Source organism: Ruminococcus sp. AM42-11, from assembly GCF_003480145.1.
GTDB classification, from domain to species: Bacteria; Bacillota; Clostridia; order Lachnospirales; family Lachnospiraceae; genus Blautia_A; species Blautia_A faecis.
In genome coordinates this window covers 258,549-276,881 of sequence record NZ_QUIO01000001.1, presented here as the reverse complement: position 1 = coordinate 276,881, position 18,333 = coordinate 258,549, and the positions used below count along the sequence as shown (strand labels likewise).

The 18,333-nt window shown below is 42.4% G+C and carries 12 protein-coding genes; 11 read left to right on the top strand and 1 reads right to left on the bottom strand.

Going from position 1 to position 18,333, the window contains the following annotated elements:
* Positions 1–44: 44 nt before the first annotated feature.
* The 3 genes from DW904_RS01165 to DW904_RS01155 are packed head-to-tail and all read left to right on the top strand — an operon-like array spanning position 45 to position 3,678.
* Positions 45–1,601: a sugar ABC transporter ATP-binding protein gene (locus tag DW904_RS01165; RefSeq protein WP_330382806.1), complete on the top strand. Its 1,557-nt coding sequence runs from the start codon at positions 45–47 to the stop codon at positions 1,599–1,601.
* Positions 1,601–2,662 (top strand): ABC transporter permease, encoded by a 1,062-nt coding sequence (locus DW904_RS01160; protein WP_118577725.1) that lies wholly within the window; start codon positions 1,601–1,603, stop codon positions 2,660–2,662. Before DW904_RS01165 ends, DW904_RS01160 begins: the two co-directional genes overlap by 1 nt.
* Positions 2,659–3,678: a sugar ABC transporter permease YjfF gene (locus DW904_RS01155; protein WP_118577724.1), complete on the top strand. Its 1,020-nt coding sequence runs from the start codon at positions 2,659–2,661 to the stop codon at positions 3,676–3,678. Before DW904_RS01160 ends, DW904_RS01155 begins: the two co-directional genes overlap by 4 nt.
* Before the next feature lie 116 nt (positions 3,679–3,794).
* Here DW904_RS01155 and DW904_RS01150 read toward each other — a convergent pair whose 3' ends face one another.
* Entirely contained in the window at positions 3,795–4,346 is a 552-nt protein-coding gene (locus DW904_RS01150; RefSeq protein WP_118577811.1) for a prolyl-tRNA synthetase associated domain-containing protein, read from the bottom strand.
* A gap of 382 nt (positions 4,347–4,728) precedes the next feature.
* Here DW904_RS01150 and DW904_RS01145 point away from each other — a divergent pair, with 382 nt between their 5' ends.
* From DW904_RS01145 to DW904_RS01110, 8 genes are all read left to right on the top strand, one after another.
* The gene (locus DW904_RS01145; RefSeq protein ID WP_118577723.1) at positions 4,729–5,292 is read left to right on the top strand and encodes a TetR/AcrR family transcriptional regulator; all 564 of its coding nucleotides are present in this window, start codon (positions 4,729–4,731) and stop codon (positions 5,290–5,292) included.
* A 359-nt stretch (positions 5,293–5,651) separates the two neighbouring features.
* Positions 5,652–7,619: an oleate hydratase gene (locus DW904_RS01140; RefSeq protein WP_118577722.1), complete on the top strand. Its 1,968-nt coding sequence runs from the start codon at positions 5,652–5,654 to the stop codon at positions 7,617–7,619.
* A 396-nt stretch (positions 7,620–8,015) separates the two neighbouring features.
* On the top strand, positions 8,016–10,241 hold the full coding sequence (locus DW904_RS01135; RefSeq protein ID WP_118577721.1) for a hypothetical protein: 2,226 nt from the start codon (positions 8,016–8,018) through the stop codon (positions 10,239–10,241).
* Positions 10,242–10,260: 19 nt separating this feature from the next.
* The gene (locus DW904_RS01130) at positions 10,261–12,765 is read left to right on the top strand and encodes a glycoside hydrolase family 3 N-terminal domain-containing protein (protein ID WP_118577720.1); all 2,505 of its coding nucleotides are present in this window, start codon (positions 10,261–10,263) and stop codon (positions 12,763–12,765) included.
* 2 nt (positions 12,766–12,767) lie between these two features.
* Positions 12,768–14,516, top strand: coding sequence for a histidine kinase (locus tag DW904_RS01125; RefSeq protein WP_118577719.1), 1,749 nt, complete (start codon positions 12,768–12,770; stop codon positions 14,514–14,516).
* Complete coding sequence (locus tag DW904_RS01120; RefSeq protein ID WP_118577718.1) at positions 14,513–15,619, top strand: response regulator; 1,107 nt, start codon at positions 14,513–14,515, stop codon at positions 15,617–15,619. The genes DW904_RS01125 and DW904_RS01120 overlap by 4 nt, the downstream gene beginning before the upstream one ends.
* 193 nt (positions 15,620–15,812) lie before the next feature.
* A complete protein-coding gene (locus DW904_RS01115) occupies positions 15,813–17,276 on the top strand; it encodes an extracellular solute-binding protein (protein WP_202187647.1) in 1,464 nt (487 codons plus the stop codon).
* A gap of 107 nt (positions 17,277–17,383) precedes the next feature.
* Complete coding sequence (locus DW904_RS01110) at positions 17,384–18,319, top strand: ABC transporter permease subunit (RefSeq protein ID WP_243110243.1); 936 nt, start codon at positions 17,384–17,386, stop codon at positions 18,317–18,319.
* The last annotated feature ends 14 nt before the right edge of the window (positions 18,320–18,333 follow it).

Genomic DNA, 18,333 nt, shown 5'->3' with positions numbered 1-18,333 from the left:
AATGCGGATTTTCTTCCCCTTAATTTTCGCGAGCAACGAGGAGAATGAAAAATGAAGTTGATAACGGGAAGGGAGGAATCGCGTTGGAGGCAGGAGTAGTATTGAAAATGCAGGGAATCTGCATGACATTCCCAGGTGTAAAAGCACTGGAAGGCGTGGATCTGACATTGAAAAAAGGTGAAATCCGCGCGCTGATGGGAGAGAATGGCGCGGGTAAATCCACATTGATCAAGTGCCTGACCGGCGTAAATAAATTTGAGGCTGGAGAGATTTATCTGGAAGGATTTGATCATCCCATCGTAAATAAAGATACCATGGACGCCCAGAAGAAGGGCATTTCTACTGTATATCAGGAAGTAAACCTCTGTCCAAACCTTTCGGTGGCAGAGAATCTTTACATAGGCCGCGAGCCGCTGACAAAGCTTGGAACGGTCAACCGAAAGGCAATGAACCGTCAGGCAGCTGCCCTTATGAAACAGCTGGAGCTTGACGTTGATGTAACACGTAATCTTGAAGAATATTCACTGGCATTGCAGCAGATGATCGCAATTGCCCGTGCTGTAGATATGGACTGTAAGGTGCTCATTCTGGATGAGCCCACATCTTCACTGGATGATCGTGAAGTAGAAAAGCTTTTTACCATGATGCGCAGACTGAAGGAGAAAGGTGTAGGAATCATATTTGTTACCCATTTCCTGGAACAGGTTTATGCAGTATGTGACGGAATTACCGTTCTTCGAAATGGTCAGCTGGTTGGCGAGTATGAGATTGCAGATCTTCCGAGAGTGAAGCTGGTAGCAGCTATGATGGGAAAAGATTTCGACGATCTTGCTTCCATTAAACCGGAGACCACAGGAGATAAAAGAAAAGAGCCGATGGTAATCGAAGCACGTGGCTTAAGCCATGCAGGAACCATCAAACCATTTGACCTTGATATCCACAAAGGAGAGGTTATCGGTCTTACCGGACTTCTTGGAAGCGGACGAAGCGAACTGGCACGTGCTATTTACGGTGCTGACCGCGCCCAGACTGGTACTTTGAAAGTAAAAGGCAAGGAAGTTAAGGTGAAAAATCCTATTGATGCCATGCATCTTGGAATGGGACTTCTTCCTGACGACCGTAAAGCGGAGGGAATTGTTGCAGATCTGTCTGTAAGAGAAAATATCATCCTTGCAATTCAGGCAAAACAGGGCATTCTGAAAAAGATCCCTATGGCAAAACAGTGTGAGATTGCAGACAAGTATATTGATCTTCTCCAGATCAAATGTGCAAGCCGCGAGACTTTGATCAAACAGCTTTCCGGTGGAAACCAGCAGAAGGTTATCCTTGCAAGATGGCTTGCAACAAACCCGGATTTCCTGATTCTGGACGAGCCTACTCGAGGCATCGATATCGGTACCAAGACAGAGATCCAGAAGCTGGTTCTGAAGCTTGCAGATGAAGGAAAGAGTCTGATCTTCATTTCCTCTGAGATTGAGGAAATGCTCCGTACCTGCAACCGTATGGCAGTTCTCCGTGACGGTCAGAAGGTTGGAGAGATTGATGAGGCAGATATGAACCAGATGAACGTAATGAAAGCAATCGCAGGAGGTGAGCAGTAATGGGTAATTTCAAAAAACTGGCGCAGAAACGTCTGTTCCTTCCGGTTTTCAGTATGATCCTGGTCATGCTGATCAACGTAGTATATGATATTGCAACAGGAAGCGCACCGCTTTCCTTCTTTATGATTTCCATTAAGAATGGTGTACTTTACGGACGTCTGATCGACATCCTGAACCGTGGAAGTGAAATCGCCATACTGGCAATCGGTATGACACTCGTTGTATCTGCTTCCGGCGGTACTGATATTTCCGTTGGTTCCGTAATGAGTCTTTACGCAGGTGTCTGCTGTATGATCCTTGCAGGATACGGAAATGTAAATGTGCAGGAATATGCGCATCCGCTGCTGGTTGGCATTGGAGCCGGACTTCTTGTCACTTTGATCTGTGGCGTTTTTAATGGATTTCTGGTTGCCTATATGAATATTCAGCCTATGGTCGCCACCCTGATCCTATGGTCGGCAGGCCGAGCAGTAGGACTTCTTCTTTGCAACAGCCAGATCGTTTATGTTCGAGTTCCTTCTTTCCAGAAGCTTGGCGCTTACTGCGGAATCATTCCTACACCGATCATTGTGGCTGCTGTGTGTGTAGCAATTGCTTCTATTGTACTTCGCTACACAGCACTTGGAACTTACATCCAGAGTGTTGGTATTAACAAAAAAGCTTCCCGTATCGCAGGCTTTAATTCTGCAAAAATCATCCTTATGTGCTATGCAATCTGCGGTCTTTGTGCAGGTCTTGCAGGTATGGTTGCAACCTCCAGAATCTATTCAGCAGATACCAATAACATCGGTCTGAACATGGAGCTGGATGCAATTCTTTCTGTAGCACTTGGCGGCAACAGCCTTGGCGGCGGTAAGTTTTCCCTGGCAGGTTCCATCATTGGAGCGTACACCATCCAGGCGATTACCACAACTCTGTATGCACTTGGTGTTTCTTCTGCACAGGCACCGGTATTTAAGGCAATCGTAGTTATTATCATCGTAGTAATTCAGGCTGAGCCAGCCAAAGCCTTCTTTAAGAAGCTGACAAAGAAATCCGGAAAGGAGGCAGCTCGGGCATGAAAAAGAAAAAAATAAACAGCAATAACCTGTTGCTGCTGATCACCATTGTATTATTCTTTGTAATGTATGCTGCAGGATGTATCGTATATGCGGACAAAGGCTTTACCCGTTTCCAGACATTTCTGAACATCCTGATCAACAATGCAGGTCTGATCTGCATTACAGCTGGTATGACATGCGTTATGCTTACTGGCGGTATTGATATTTCCGTAGGTTCCCTGGTTGCTATGGACTGTATGATCCTGGCAGTGGGAATTGAGCAGTGGGGATGGTCCAGCCCGGTACTTATGCTTCTGATCCTTGCAATTGGCATTATATTTGGTATTGTTCAGGGCTTCTGTATTTCCTACCTGGAAATCCAGCCTTTCATCGTTACTATGGCAGGAATGTTCTTTGCCAGAGGTATGACAGCTGTGATCTGTAAAGAGCAGGTAAGTATTGTTTCTGACAAGATTTTTACCACTCTTTCCAGCTTTAAGATTTCCCTTCCATTTGGAGGGTATCTGAACAAAAAGGGAATCATGCAGTTTCCATACCTTCGTGTAACTGTTGTAGTTGCATTGATCGTAGTTCTTGCTATTTATCTGATGCTGAAATACACACGCTTCGGCCGCAGTATTTACGCAGTAGGCGGCAATCAGCAGTCTGCAACCCTGATGGGACTTGATGTTAAGAAAACACAGATGAAGGCATATATTCTTTCCAGTTTCCTTACTTCCATCGGCGGAATCTGCTACTGCCTGAATACCATGGCAGGTACCACCACCCAGGCAACCGGCCTTGAAATGGACGCTATTTCCTCCGCAGTCATCGGTGGTACACTTCTTACCGGTGGTGTAGGAAATGTACTTGGTTCCTTATTTGGTGTATTGATCAATGGTACGATTTCTACTTTGGTTAAAACCAATGGAAAACTGATCAGCTCCTGGTCCAACATTGTAACAGCAATCCTGCTGTGCTTCTTCATTGTACTTCAGAGTGTATTTGCACTGGTAAAGGAGCGGAAGAGCAAATAAAAATTGAATAAAGACTGAAATGAGACAGGCGGGTACATGATTAAAATGTGTATCTGTCTGTTTTATTTTGAGCATAATGGAAGAAAGGGTAACATACAAATTAGTTAATTGCAATTTTATTCTTCCTGTCCCAATTTCACAAAAATCGGTTCATGTTTCATAGCCGGAATAATTTTTTCCATCATATCTTTCATATTAATTTTCAGGCTGGATGTGTTAATACAAGGGTGACAGCCGATGTAAGGTTCCTTCAGGAGGTCTTCATCAATAAGCAGCTGCACATGATTTTCCTTATCGTTCATAAGCCCAAGTATACTGACAGAACCAGGTGTAATATCAAGGAATTTCTCCATATAAGTTTCATTGCCGAAGGAAAGTCTGGCAACGCCAAGCTGGGAAGATACTTCCTTTGTCTTAAACTTCTTGTCGCCTGGCAGGAGCAGCAGATAGAAGTTCGTTTCCTGGCGGTTGCAGAGAAACAGGTTTTTGCAGATTACTGCATCAAGCACTTTATCCACATCTTTACAAGCTTCAATGGTCATCAGAGTTTCATGGTCAATCCTCTGATAAGGCACCTGAAGTGCATCAAGAAAATCATAAGTACGTATCTCTTTTTCAAGTCTGCCCGTGGTATCTGCGGGACGTCCGTTTTCAAGCTTTAATTCCATGGTGTTCTCCTTATGTATTCCCCCACAGGGTCTTTTTTTGTCAAATATCTGGGGAATATTGTAGCATTGAGAGTTTTTCTTGTAAAGTGGAGGATGTTCTCCCACAAATTGTGACGCACATCTTGCAGAAAGCCTTTTCCAAATATATTTCAGGATGGCGATGAATATTTCAGAAAATATATGCATATATAAGTTCGGAGGCGGATATCTGCTTTTTTCCATAGTGCTCCTGTTGACAAAAATTCAAAAAGGCTTTATAAAATCCTTAGAGCCTGCAGATTGTGGGAATGATTTTTCAAACACGCTCTAGAAATTGTACAGACCTCATGTATTGCATGATGCCATACTGCAAAATAAATATTATCAGGAGGAGCACATCTGAATGAACAATATCACAAAAAATGCACTGGAAGAGTCTCTGAAGAAATTTCTCCTTCAGAAGCCTCTGGACAAGATTACAATCAGTGATCTGACTACAGACTGCGGAATCAGCCGAATGGCTTTTTACTATCATTTTAAAGATATTTATGACCTGGTAGAATGGTCCTGTATTGAGGACGCTTCCCGGGCTTTGCAGGGAAAAAAGACTTACGACACCTGGCAGGAAGGGCTTCAGCAGATTTTTGAGGCTGTTTTGGAAAATAAGCCATTTATTTTGAATGTGTATCGCTCTGTGAAACGAGAGCAGGTGGAAAGTTATCTGTACAGCCTGACCTATCAGCTGATCGAAGGAGTGGTGGAAGAGCAGAGCGAGAATCTGAGGGTTACAGAGGAACAGAAGAAATTTATTGCGGATTTTTACAAATACAGTTTCGTAGGTGTTATGCTTGATTGGATCAAGAGAGGAATGAAGGAAGCCCCAGAAGAAATCGCGAATATGGTCTGCGTGACCATGCATGGAAATGTTGGGAATTCTCTGCGGAATATGGAGAAGGAAGGGCAATAAAGATTAAGTTTATCCGGAAAATAAGGAATAACTATGGCATAGCAGCTTTAATGCTGAAAGTGCGGGACATAAAGTTTTCGAAATCAACTTTACAAAGTAAGGCGGATGATAAGTTTTTTGTCATCCGTCTTGTTTTGTAAATTGAGGAAAATTATTTTTTGACGTAGAATACACTCAGAAACAGGAAATACTAAATAAAAGGCAGCAGAATTTCGAATTAGTCAAATAAAAGCTTTTTATCTGAAGGTCAGGAAACAAACCTGAGAGAGCTTAGAAGCTGATTCGTAAAGTTAAAACAAGAATAAACACAGATAGCCGGAAATAATGCAACGGCAAATTTCAGAAAGGTGGTAATTTTTATGTCAAAGAAGAAACATTCCGTATTAGGTATGGCAGCACTTGCCGCAGCAGGTGCAGGAGCAGCAGTCCTGGCAAATAAAAGCCGTGAGGAGAAACAGATTACAGAAGCACACGTAGACCCGAATTACCGCAATACAGAGCGTGGTAAAAACGAGAAAAACAGCAAAGGTATTTATTATACAAACGGTAACTACGAAGCATTTGCCCGCCCGGAGAAACCGGAAGGTGTAGATGACAAGCATGCATATCTGGTAGGAAGCGGACTTGCTTCACTGGCAGCAGCCTGCTTCCTGGTAAGAGACGCGCAGATGCCTGGCGACCACATTCACATCCTGGAAGCGATGGACATTGCAGGCGGTGCATGCGATGGTATTTTTGATCCGATGAGAGGATACGTAATGCGAGGCGGCCGTGAGATGGAGAACCACTTCGAATGTCTCTGGGATCTTTTCCACAGCATTCCATCTCTGGAAAAACCAGGCGCCTCTGTACTGGATGAGTACTACTGGCTGAACAAACATGATCCGAACTATTCTCTTTGCCGTGCTACTGTAAAGCAGGGCAAAGACGCTCACACAGATGGCAAATTTAACCTGAGCCAGAAGGGCTGCATGGAAATCATGAAGCTGTTCTTTACAAAGGATGAGGATCTTTATGACAAGACCATCGAGGATGTATTTGATGATGAGGTTCTGAATTCCACATTCTGGTTATACTGGAGAACTATGTTTGCATTCGAAAACTGGCACAGCGCACTGGAGATGAAGCTTTACATCCAGCGTTTTATCCATCATATCGGCGGACTTCCGGATTTCAGTGCTCTGAAATTCACCAAATACAATCAGTATGAGTCCCTGATCCTTCCAATGAAGAAATATCTGGAGGATGCAGGTGTTGACTTCCAGTTCAACACAGAGGTTACCAATGTAATCTTCGATATTCACGATGGTAAAAAAGTGGCAACTGCTATTGAGTGCAAGGTAAAGGGTGTTGAGAAGGGAATCCTTCTTACTGAGAACGACTATGTATTTGTTACCAACGGAAGCTGTACAGAGGGAACTATCTACGGTGACCAGAACCACGCTCCAAACGGAGATGCTGAGGTTCGTACAAGCGGCTGCTGGAGCCTTTGGAAAAATATTGCAAAACAGGATCCGTCTTTCGGACATCCGGAGAAATTCTGTTCTGATATCGCGAAGACTAACTGGGAATCTGCAACTGTTACCACACTGGATGACAAGATCATTCCTTATATTACCGACATCTGCAAGCGAGATCCGAAGAGCGGCAAGGTTGTTACCGGCGGTATCGTAAGCTGCCAGGATTCCAGTTGGCTGTTAAGTTGGACCATCAACCGTCAGGGTCAGTTCAAGGATCAGGACAAAGATAAGGTTTGCGTCTGGGTATATGGTCTCTTCACAGATGTACCTGGTGATTATGTAAAGAAACCGATGAAAGAGTGTACCGGTAAAGAAATCACGGAAGAGTGGCTGTACCATATGGGCGTACCGACGGATCAGATCGAGGATCTGGCTGAAAACAGCGCAGTCTGCGTACCGACCATGATGCCTTACATCACTGCATTCTTCATGCCAAGAGCCAAAGGCGACAGACCGGATGTTATCCCGGATGGCTGCGTGAACTTCGCATTCCTTGGCCAGTTCGCTGAGACTCCAAGAGACACTATATTCACCACAGAATATTCTGTTCGTACCGCAATGGAAGCAGTATACGGACTTATGGGTGTAGACCGTGGCGTTCCAGAAGTATGGGGCAGCGTTTACGACGTGCGAGAACTCCTCGATGCCAGTGTAAAACTTATGGATGGCAGATCCCCACTTGAAGTCGAGCTTCCTGGCCCGCTGAACCTGGTGAAAAAACCTCTGCTGAAAGCAATTAAGGGGACTTTAGTCGAGAAGGTACTGAGAGATCATGATGTGATTAAGGATTATATGGTGGAGAAATAAGGAAATTGTAAGGTTGTTGCTGGATAGTAATAAAATTGCAGAGTTATAGCTTACACTGGATAACCAGGGATATCGCGAAAAACTGATGCAGGAATATGAGATAAAGCAAAATTAAACTGTATAAAGAGTTTATGAATGTTGAAAAATACAGCTGAAGTGTTGAGATGGCACTTCAGCTGTATTTTTTTCGAAAAAGTCAGATTATCAACAATTTAAGTAGGAAAACGATATCGTATTTTCAACACAAATAATTTATGGTAAGAGAAGGATAGTAGAAGATAAACGTAAAGCCTGGATCAGAAGTTTTACGGATGTTCGGATCTAGGTGATGCTACAGTTTTAAAGATTGTGTCAAATGATCTATGAAAGACTGAGCTGTTTTAAAGGAGGAAAAACATGAATCGAGAAGCATTTACAACCCCGGATAAAAAATACAGGATGAAAACCATTGTTCACGGATGGCCAGAACAGGAAGAAGTACTGATGGATGCAGTGCGTGAGTTTGGTTATGGTGGTGTGGCAACTAATCCCAGTCAAGAAAATGGTTATACATCTAACCCGGAAAACCTGAAAAAGTTCAATCGGACTTTGAAAAAACTTCAGGACAGGAATCTGGCTTATTGGATCTATGATGAGAAAGGTTATCCGTCCGGTTATGCAGGCGGACTTGCTCTGGAAGATTATCCAGAATTAGAGGCAAAAGGCTTCTATATGATCCGTCGTCTTGCAGTGAAAACCAAACATTCCGAATTCCATCTGGATGATGAATCAGATAAAATCATCTGGGCAGCAAAATATCCGGTAGATCATTCTGTTATGAATGCCAGCATTATTGAATATGAGAAAATGAAGCCTGTGCCATTTACAGATACATTCTGCGAATGTGACCTGAAAGAAAATGAGGCTTTTTTCATTTTCAGCGTAAAGTCAGCATACGAAGGAACACATCTGACGCATAATGTGTGTTCCAGAAGTCGTTATATCAATATTATGGAAGAAAAAGCAGTGCGTAGATTTCTGGATGTATGCTATGAACCAATCGCAAAGACATCCCGGTCTGCTTATCAAAATGCAGAAGCTGTTTTCACAGATGAACCCAGTCTAATGGCAGCTTACATTCAGGGGGATGAAGTATGGCCTTATGCACTGGCACCCTGGAAAGAAGGATTGTTTGAAGATTTTGAAAAAGAATACGGATATTCACTGCTTCCTTATTTACCACAGATTTTTGAAGGCCGTGAAAGCTCTTATACAACAAGAGTGCATTTTTATGATCTGATCGGGAAACTTGTGGCAAAGGCATACGTAACGCAGATTTCCCAGTGGTGTCACGAACATGGAACCCGTTTTTCTGGTCACTATCTGGCAGAGGAATCACTGCGCTTCCATGTATTATATTACGGCTCCTATCTGGAAGTGTTAAAAGCAACAGACTATGCAGGCGTTGATGTTTTGGCTGCTTATCCGAAAATCTATCATTATAATACGACTCGTTTTGCCCAGATGGCTTCCAGGAAAAAAGGAACAAATGGAATTATGACTGAGCTCTGCCCATTTATTGATATTCCCTATTTTGAAAAAGAACCAGTACGTTATGCAACCGGAATCTTAAATCTGCTTTATCTTGGCGGCTGCAGATGCATTAATTCCTATTTTTCTTCAGATTTTGCTTCCTACGCACCGAAAGTGTTGAAGGATTATAAAGGCTATATGAGCTGTGATCAGGCTAAATGGGTAAATAATTACGTTGGACGTATCGGTTATATGCTGGACGGAGTGCAGAATGACTGCGGTACTTTTGTATATTATGCAATCGAAGATGCACAGGCGAAGACCAGACCACAGCATTGCGCTCAGGAATCGGCGGAATGCGATACAGACAGATCGCTATTGTCCATAACAAGGAAAATTTACGAAGCTGGTCATGATTATTTGTTTGCAGACAGAGAAGATCTTGTGAATGCAGCAAAAAGTCTGGAGGCAGATACGACAGTTGAATTGGAAAACGATACTAAGAATAAAAAAGAGAAAGCTGTAAATATTGTAGCGAACCAGAATAGAATTCCGCAAATTTCGGGCATTGAGGTAAAAAATATCATTCTTCCAGCAATGGATGAAATCTGGCCAGACACCTGGGAAGCCCTGGAAATCTTGAAAAAACATGGCGTAAATGTGATGTTTGCAGATAAGCTTCCGGCAAATCGGGTTGGTGAAAGAATCCGTTTCGAATGGTACAATTTCCGTGAGGAATCCATCCGTGGACCGAAATGCACGGAAACTGAATTATTCAAAGCTATGAATGAAGAAGAAATTCTTGCTGAACTGGACTCACAGGAAGAAGAACTGAAGCTGGATACTATAAGGAATGGAACTGTCGAAGACAAGAAATACACGGAAGAAAATCCTATGATTTTGCGCGCCAAATTCATAAAAGATAATAAAATAATCTATTTTGTAGTCAATAATTCGGAAAAAGATGTAAAATTAATCTGGGATTTTCCAGGAAAAGAACAGGCAGAAATCTGGGATCCGTCAGATGGTTCTGTAATTATTGCGAAGAAAGGAAAGGCAATCGAATTGATTTCTTATAGAGGGAAATTTCTGGTGTATTATAAAAAATGATTGAAATGGGGAAATATTTATGAACAAATACTATGGCTTAAAACCTGGAACAATTACCAGTGAGGAACTGGAACACACTCAGGTTGTACGTGAAGTGGCTGCGCGGGGAATGGTGCTGATGGAAAATGATGGCGTACTTCCGCTGAAGCAAGGAACAAAGATTGCACTTTATGGTTCTGGTGCAAAGAACACAGAATTCAGTGGGCTTGGTGCGGCAAGCTTCACAAGCCGTGAGGAAATTTCTATTATGGAAGGTCTGAAGCGGTCAGGAATTGTTATAACTTCAACAGCTTACCTGGATCAATATGCAAAATTGGTTCAGGAGCAGGAGGACAACTATTATAGTGAAATTCGGAAATATATGAGTGAATCGCTGATTCGCGCAGTGATGGAGATGTATGGAAATCCTTTGACCTTATGCGCCCAGCCGATTATTACGGAAGAAGATCTGAAAAAGTCCAAAGAAGCAGATACAGCAGTATTTGTTGTGTCACGAACTTCTGGAGAAGGTGCTGATAGGCGGCTGAAAGAAGGAGACTATTATCTTTCAAAGGAAGAAAAAGAAAATCTGAAAATATTGTCAGAGAATTTTCAGAAATTAGTGGTTCTTCTGAATATGGGAAGCCAGATTGATACAGCTTATATTCGTCAGCTTCCCAATCTAAGCGCCCTGGTTTTTGTAGGGCAGGCAGCTGGTGTAACAGGACTTGCGGTAGCAGACATTATGACAGGTAAAGTGACACCAGAAGGAAAATTTACAGATACCTGGGCCGAAAAATACGAAGACTATCCAAATGCTGGTAATTACGGAGCCATGAATGGAAATCTGGATGATGAATATTATACAGAAGGAATTTATGTGGGTTACCGCTATTTTGATTCCTTTGGAATCCAGCCAGCATATCCATTTGGCTATGGTATGTCCTACACGGATTTTGCAGTTGAGACAAAAGTAATTTCCAAAGAAAACGGAAAACTTGTCATTCATGTAAATGTGAAGAATATCGGGGATACATATGCTGGCAGGGAGACGGTCCAGGTTTACATTTCTGCGCCGCAAGGAGAACTAAAAAAGCCATACCAGGAACTGAAAGGGTTTCAGAAAACGCGGTTGTTGCAGCCTGGGGAAGCACAAAAAGTCCAGATAGAAATTGAACTTAAAAGTCTTGCATCTTATAATGAAAAAAAGGCTGCATGGGTTATGGAAGCAGGAGAGTATGTGATCCGCGTGGGTAATTCATCCAGAAATACGGAGGTCGCCGGTAGCTTCCAGGTGGAAAAAGAAATCATATGTGAGCAGTGTCGGAATCTTTGCAGGGGAGATGAGAAACTACCGGAAATGTCTGCGAAAAAAATAAAGAAAACTTCTGAAACGAAAGAGAATGGACATTCAAACATGGGAAAACTTCTACAATTCCAGGATGTGGTCGCTGGCCATCTGAGTCTGGATGATTTTGTAAACTCTCTTACGATCGAAGAAATGTGCTATCTCTGTGTGGGAAATGCAGGAGAAGAGGAAGCTACCTTTGTGACCTATGGAAGCACAAATACAAAAACAGAAGCTGTCATTCCTATGGCACCAGGAACCTGCGACAGCACCAGAATGCTGGTGGAAAGCCGTGGAATTCCCAATATGCATATGTCTGATGGCGGCAGCGGACTTCGTGTTCTTCCACAGTTCGAGGTGGACAAAGAGGGAAGTCTGTTGACAGAAGGTGTGATTTCCGTTCGGAATGTGGACAGGATCATCGGTGAGGATTATATTAAAGACAGAGTAAATCATAATGTTTATGAGCAGTATACGACAGGACTTCCTATAGCAACAATGCTTGCCCAGACCTGGGATCGGGACTGCTGGCGCAAATGCGGGGAAATTGAAGGGCAGGAAATGCAGCGCTTTCATGTAGAACTCTGGCTTGCTCCATCCATGAATATTCACAGAAATCCTCTTTGCGGCCAAAATTTTGAATACTATTCAGAAGATCCGCTGATTACCGGTGAATGCGCAGCAACCGTAACCGGAGCCATCCAGAAATTCCACTGTGCAGGTGTAACCTTGAAGCATTTTGCATGCAACAACCAGGAAGACAACCGGTATGCAACAAACGTTCATATTTCCGAACGTGCTTTGAGAGAGATTTATCTGAAGGGATTTGAAATCGCTGTAAGATCAGCTCATCCGGTTGCTGTCATGACCTCCTACAATCTTATCAATGGTGTCCATACTGCAAACGACTACGAACTTTTGACCTCCATTCTCAGAGATGAGTGGGGATTTGATGGCATGGTTATGACAGACTGGGGAACTACTTCTTCAGGTGATAATGAAAAAAGAAAATATAAAGCCTCCACATGCAGCGGCTGCATCCGCGCTGGAAATGATCTGATCATGCCTGGTGCAAAATCAGATATTGAAGCATTATATCAATCCGCGCAGAATGGTGAAATTACGTCAGAAGATTTGCGAATCTGTTCCAGAAGGATTCTGGCAGCGATACTCCGGCTGGAGGCTGGGAGAATTTAAAAATGAAAAACAAAATGTTCAGTCTGAAACGTCAGATCGTGGGAGCATCCTGGCTGTTTATCATTACAGTGGCACTGCTTCTCATGGCGTTTCTGCTTAGTTCCATTAATTCTTATCAAAAGAAAAATAATGAAAAACGAAGCGCGGATATGGCCGCATATGCAAACACGTTAGAAACCAATCTGGCACAGCTCAGGAGCATAACAGGGGAAATTTATGCCCAGAATAATTCTTTTAACGTGATTGATACTTATCCGTCGGTGGCTGAACGGTGGAATTGTATTTATAATCTGTTGAATGTGATGCATATCCAGGTAAACGGTAACAAGAACATTGGTGGACTTTTCCTGTATTATGATGCTTTTGAGCGGGTGCAGTATGCCATAAATAATAGTATGTCTTTTGCTGCTGTGGAGCAGGTAAAAAAAGCTGGCAAAAGTATTCTTACATCCAGATCGGATAATTATATGACAGAAATATTGAGAGCAGATGAAGAATGCTGGCTGGGGCTTTATATGAGAAAAGCTGCATCTGCGATCGGCGGGGCTATAAATCTGAGTCAGGGGCTGCCGGACAAGATAGAAAAAAATGCAGTGTACGGTGTGATAGAGGATGGCAAGTTTTATTGCACTGTAGATGCTGCTGGAAATGTGACAGAATCTAATGCTGGAACAGAAGTCTCAGAAAATGGAAAAAATTTAGAAACAGAAGTTCTGGACAGCATTCAGATCGCAAAATTACAGCCTGGTGAAAACCACATAGACGGAAAAGTCATATACCTTCATCAGCTGAATTCTGCAGATCTGGCAGTCGCAGTAGTATTGCCGGAAAGTATATGGCTTTATATAAATGGATTTCATATTGTATTTATGCTGCTGATCGTTCTCTTTGTGATTGCAGCTGTGCGGATTGAAAAATTCGTTTACTATGAATTATCGAGACCGCTGGAAGATATGAGCAATGCGCTTCAAAGCATCAAAACTGGTGAATGGGAAGTGGATTTCTCAGCCCCGAACCGTATTTCCGAAATAGAAGATGTACGTCAGTCTGTAAAAACCCTTCTCGCAGAAATTGAACAGTACAAGATCCGGTTTTACGAGGAAGAACTGGAAAAGGCAAAAATACACAGACAGTATCTGCAGCTTCAGCTCACACCCCATTTTTACACAAACTGTCTGAAAAACGCCTATTATATGCTGGCATTAAAGGAATATGACAATGCCGAAATTTTCCTTCAGCGGTTATCTGTACATTTACGTTATCTCCTCCAGCAGGAAAAAGGTTTTGTGACAATCCAGGAAGAATTAGATTTTGTAAGAAACTATGTAGATCTACAAAAGCTGATGACAAGTAAACCGCTTACCTGTGAAATACAAGCTGATGAAGCAGTTATGGAAAAAGAAGTTCCAATCCTTACTTTACAGACGTTTATTGAAAATTCAGTAAAATATGCCCGTGATATGACTGGAAGACAGCTTCGTATTTGGTTAAGTGTGAAATACCGGAAAACAGAAGATGGCAATTATCTGGATATCACGGTGAAAGACAACGGACCCGGGTATCCAAAGAAACTTCTGGATGTAATCAATGAGTACAAACCAGAGGAAAAAGAAGGCTTGGGAATCGGGGTTATTAATTTACAGAGCCGTCTGCGAATTTTTTATGGAGATAAGGCAAGCTGGTACTTCGAAAACCATGACGGAGCGGTAAGTGAACTTGTTTTGCCGGAAAAGATAGAGGTGCAGGAATGACAGTATTGATTGTAGATGATCAGGAGAAAATTCTGGAAGCGACGAAGAAACTGGTGGATTGGGAAAAACTTCATGTAGATAAGGTATATACTGCGAATAGTGCTCTTGCTGCAAAGGAAATCCTGCAGGAACAGCACGTGGATATTATGCTGACAGACATTGAAATGCCAGGGGAAGATGGAATTGCCCTGCAGAAATGGCAGGTTGAGAAGTATCCATACGTATATTGCATTTTTCTTACTTCCCATGCTGATTTTGCCTATGCAAAAGAAGCAATCCGAGGTGGTGCGTTCGACTATATTGTCCAGCCGGCAAGTATTTCGGAAATAGAGGAGACCATTGGAAGATGTATTGAGAATCTGGCACAGCGCAACTATTATATGCAAAAAAGTGAACGCTACGATGCCCTTACCGAGCAGGCAGAGTGTCCGGAGGAACGGAAACCTGACAGCGGCAGGTGGGGGAAATGGCTGATTCGCGGAGATTATGCACTGTTAAGGAACCAGGCAGTGAATCTGCTTCATCTGGCAGGGCAGGACGGTTATCTCACAATCCGCTACCGGCAGCAGATGATCCACGCTTTTCTAGAGGCATGTTCTGTGGCGTGTTACGAGAAGAAAGTAGAGCAGGAAGCATTTTTCTCTGAGCAGTTTAGTTATGAGAACATGCTTCAGAGCTTTCATTCAGATGAAGAACTGACGGAAGCAATTGATAAATGTTTACATAACTATGAAAAAACACTGGTAAAAAGGGAAGGACGGGAAGAAGAAAACTATACGGTTCAGGAACGTATCCGAGAAGTAATCCGGTATCTGGAAGAAAATATGGATCGGATGATAAGCAGGAGAGAAGCAGCGAAATATGTGTTTTTAAATGAAGACTATTTCTCCAGAATGTTCCGCAAAGAGACTGGAATGGGATTTAAAGAACATTTGTTAAAAATAAAAATGGATTACGCTGGAAAACTGCTTGCGAATACCACGATGCCGGTAACCTTGATCGCGTCCAAGGTGGGATACGAAAACTTCACCAATTTTTCCCAGATGTTCCGTAAGGTAATGGGAACCACACCTACAGAATATCGGAAAATGAATACAAAATAAAATTGTAAAGTCAGAAAACTGATATTCCGGGTCGGAAAATGACTATTTTTTTCCCTTTGTTAACGGTAAACTAGACCTATCAAAAAACAAAGCGCCAATGCAGATAAGAAAGAATCGGCTAGAACGTGGGAATTTCAGAAATGTTTTTTTGAATATGCTATAAATGGGCGCACATGAACGAAAGGAGAACAATATGAAGAAAAAGTTTTTAGCAGGAGCATTAACTGCTGCAATGATGACCGGAATGTTCACACCGGCAATGGTATCCGCAGATGACATGACAACACTTTCCCTGTGGATTCCTACACTGGCAACCTATTCAGATGAAGCAGTTGCAGAGGTACAGGACAAGATCAATGAATACATGGGCGAGAAATATGGTATTCAGGTTGATCTGGAATATGTGGAAATCGGAAACTTCGAGCAGGCAATTAACCTTGCCATGACGACCGATGAAGTTGATGTTACCTGTTATTTTACAGGTGACGGACAGCTTTCTACCTATGTATCAAATGGACAGCTTCTTGATATCACAGATTATTTTGAGAATGCATCTGATGATTTAAAAAATACATTCACAGATGCGGAGATTACGGCATCCAGTATGAACGGAAGAATGTATGGTTTAGTTCGTAAATATCAGTATGGTGGACATGAGACCGCTGTTTTGAACAAAGATATCTGTGACGAAATGGGAATTGATGCAAAATCCATTACTACAATGGATGAACTGGAAGAAGTATTATATCAGGTACATGAGAAATATTCGGATATTTATACGATCGTTCCACAGAGTATGGCCGAAATGACATGGGCGTGGACCGCTATCTGTGATAAAGGAATCGGTCTTACCAATTATGCATATGCAGACTGGGGAACTACAGAACTTAAGAGCTTATTTGAAACACAGGGCTTTGCAGATTTCTGTAAATACACAAATAAATGGTACAATGATGGACTTGTAATGCCAGATGCACTGAGCAATACAATGGAAGGTAGCTCCATGGTAACCGCAGGCTCAGCATTCTGTACCCTTCATAATGGAGATGTTGATCCTCTTGATGCACTTTATCCAAATACCGTAGAGACATCTGTGATCGCACCTGCACGTGCAATCTCAACGGACATTGGTAACCTTCAGTATGGTATCAGTGCAAACAGTGCGCATCCGGAAGAAGCATTTACCCTTCTTGGAGCAATGTATACAGATCCGGAATTTGCAACTCTTCTTGCTTATGGTATTGAAGGCGAGCACTATGTATTAAATGACAAAGACCGTGCTGAGTATCCGGAAGGAATGACAGCAGAGACTGAGCCATATGGTGGATTCTCAGCAACTGCTACTTATGCGGACTTCCTGATTCTTCCAGTGAAGGAAACAGCACTTTATGAAGATGCAAAACAGACTGTTGAGGACTGGGATGCAGGCGTAGAGGTATCTCCTGCATTTGGATTCTTCTATGATACAAGTGATAAAGCCGACTTCTTAACTGCATATTCTAACCTTGAAGATAAATATGAAAACGCTCTTATGACTGGAAGCGTTGCTCTTGACGACGTACTTCCGCAGATCAAGTCCGAGCTGGAATCTATTGGTTTTTATGATGTGCTTGCTGAAACCCAGACTGCACTGGATGAATACCTGGCAAATAAATAAAGCAAAAAAGCAGAAGCTGATGCTTTGGAGAAAATACAGTAAACTGTAATTCGCAGGTGGCAGGGGAAGCCCCCGCCGCCTGCATTTTTTGTCAGAAAGGAGAAACCATGACAGCAGAAGCAAAATTAAAAAAGACAAAAAAGCATGGCAGCTGGAAAAATGTGTTCAGACATTGGGAATTATACGCAATGATGCTGCCTGGAATGATCTATCTGATCGTGAATAACTATATTCCAATGGCTGGTCTGGTAGTTGCTTTTAAGAAATATAACTACAAAGATGGTATCTGGGGAAGCGACTGGGCAGGACTAAGCAACTTTAAGTATCTGTTCAGCACAAGAGATGCGGCTTTAATGATTCGAAACACTCTTGGCTATAATTTTGTATTTATCGTGACAGGAACTGTTTTTGCTATTGTAGTGGCAATCATTTTGAACGAAATCCGTGCAAAGGTTCCGAAAAAAATCTATCAGGTATTTATTCTGATTCCGTACCTGATTTCCATGGTAGTTGTAAGTTACATTGTCTTTGCTTTCTTAAGTACAGACAGTGGTTTTATAAATAAGACTTTTGGAAGTCATATTAACTGGTATATGACGGCGAAATACTGGCCGGTTATTTTTGTAATCGTCAATTTATGGAAGAGCTTCGGCTATAACAGTATTATTTATTATGCAACTGTAATTGGTATTGATTCTTCTTTGTATGAGGCAGCAGTAGTAGACGGTGCTTCCAGATGGCAGAGAATCTGGCATGTTACACTGCCAGGACTGAAACCGACAATTATCACCCTGACTCTGCTGGCGGTAGGAAGAGTATTTTATTCTGACTTCGGTCTGTTCTATCAGGTACCGCAGAATTCGGGATTACTATATGATGTAGCAACAACAATTGATGTGTATGTATACAAGGGACTTATGCTTCTTAACGATGTAGGTCGTTCTGCAGCTGCTGGATTCTTCCAGTCAATCTGTGGATTTATCCTTGTACTTACTGCAAATCTGGTTGTAAATAAAGTTGACAAAGACAACGCATTATTCTAAAGGAGGCGATAAAA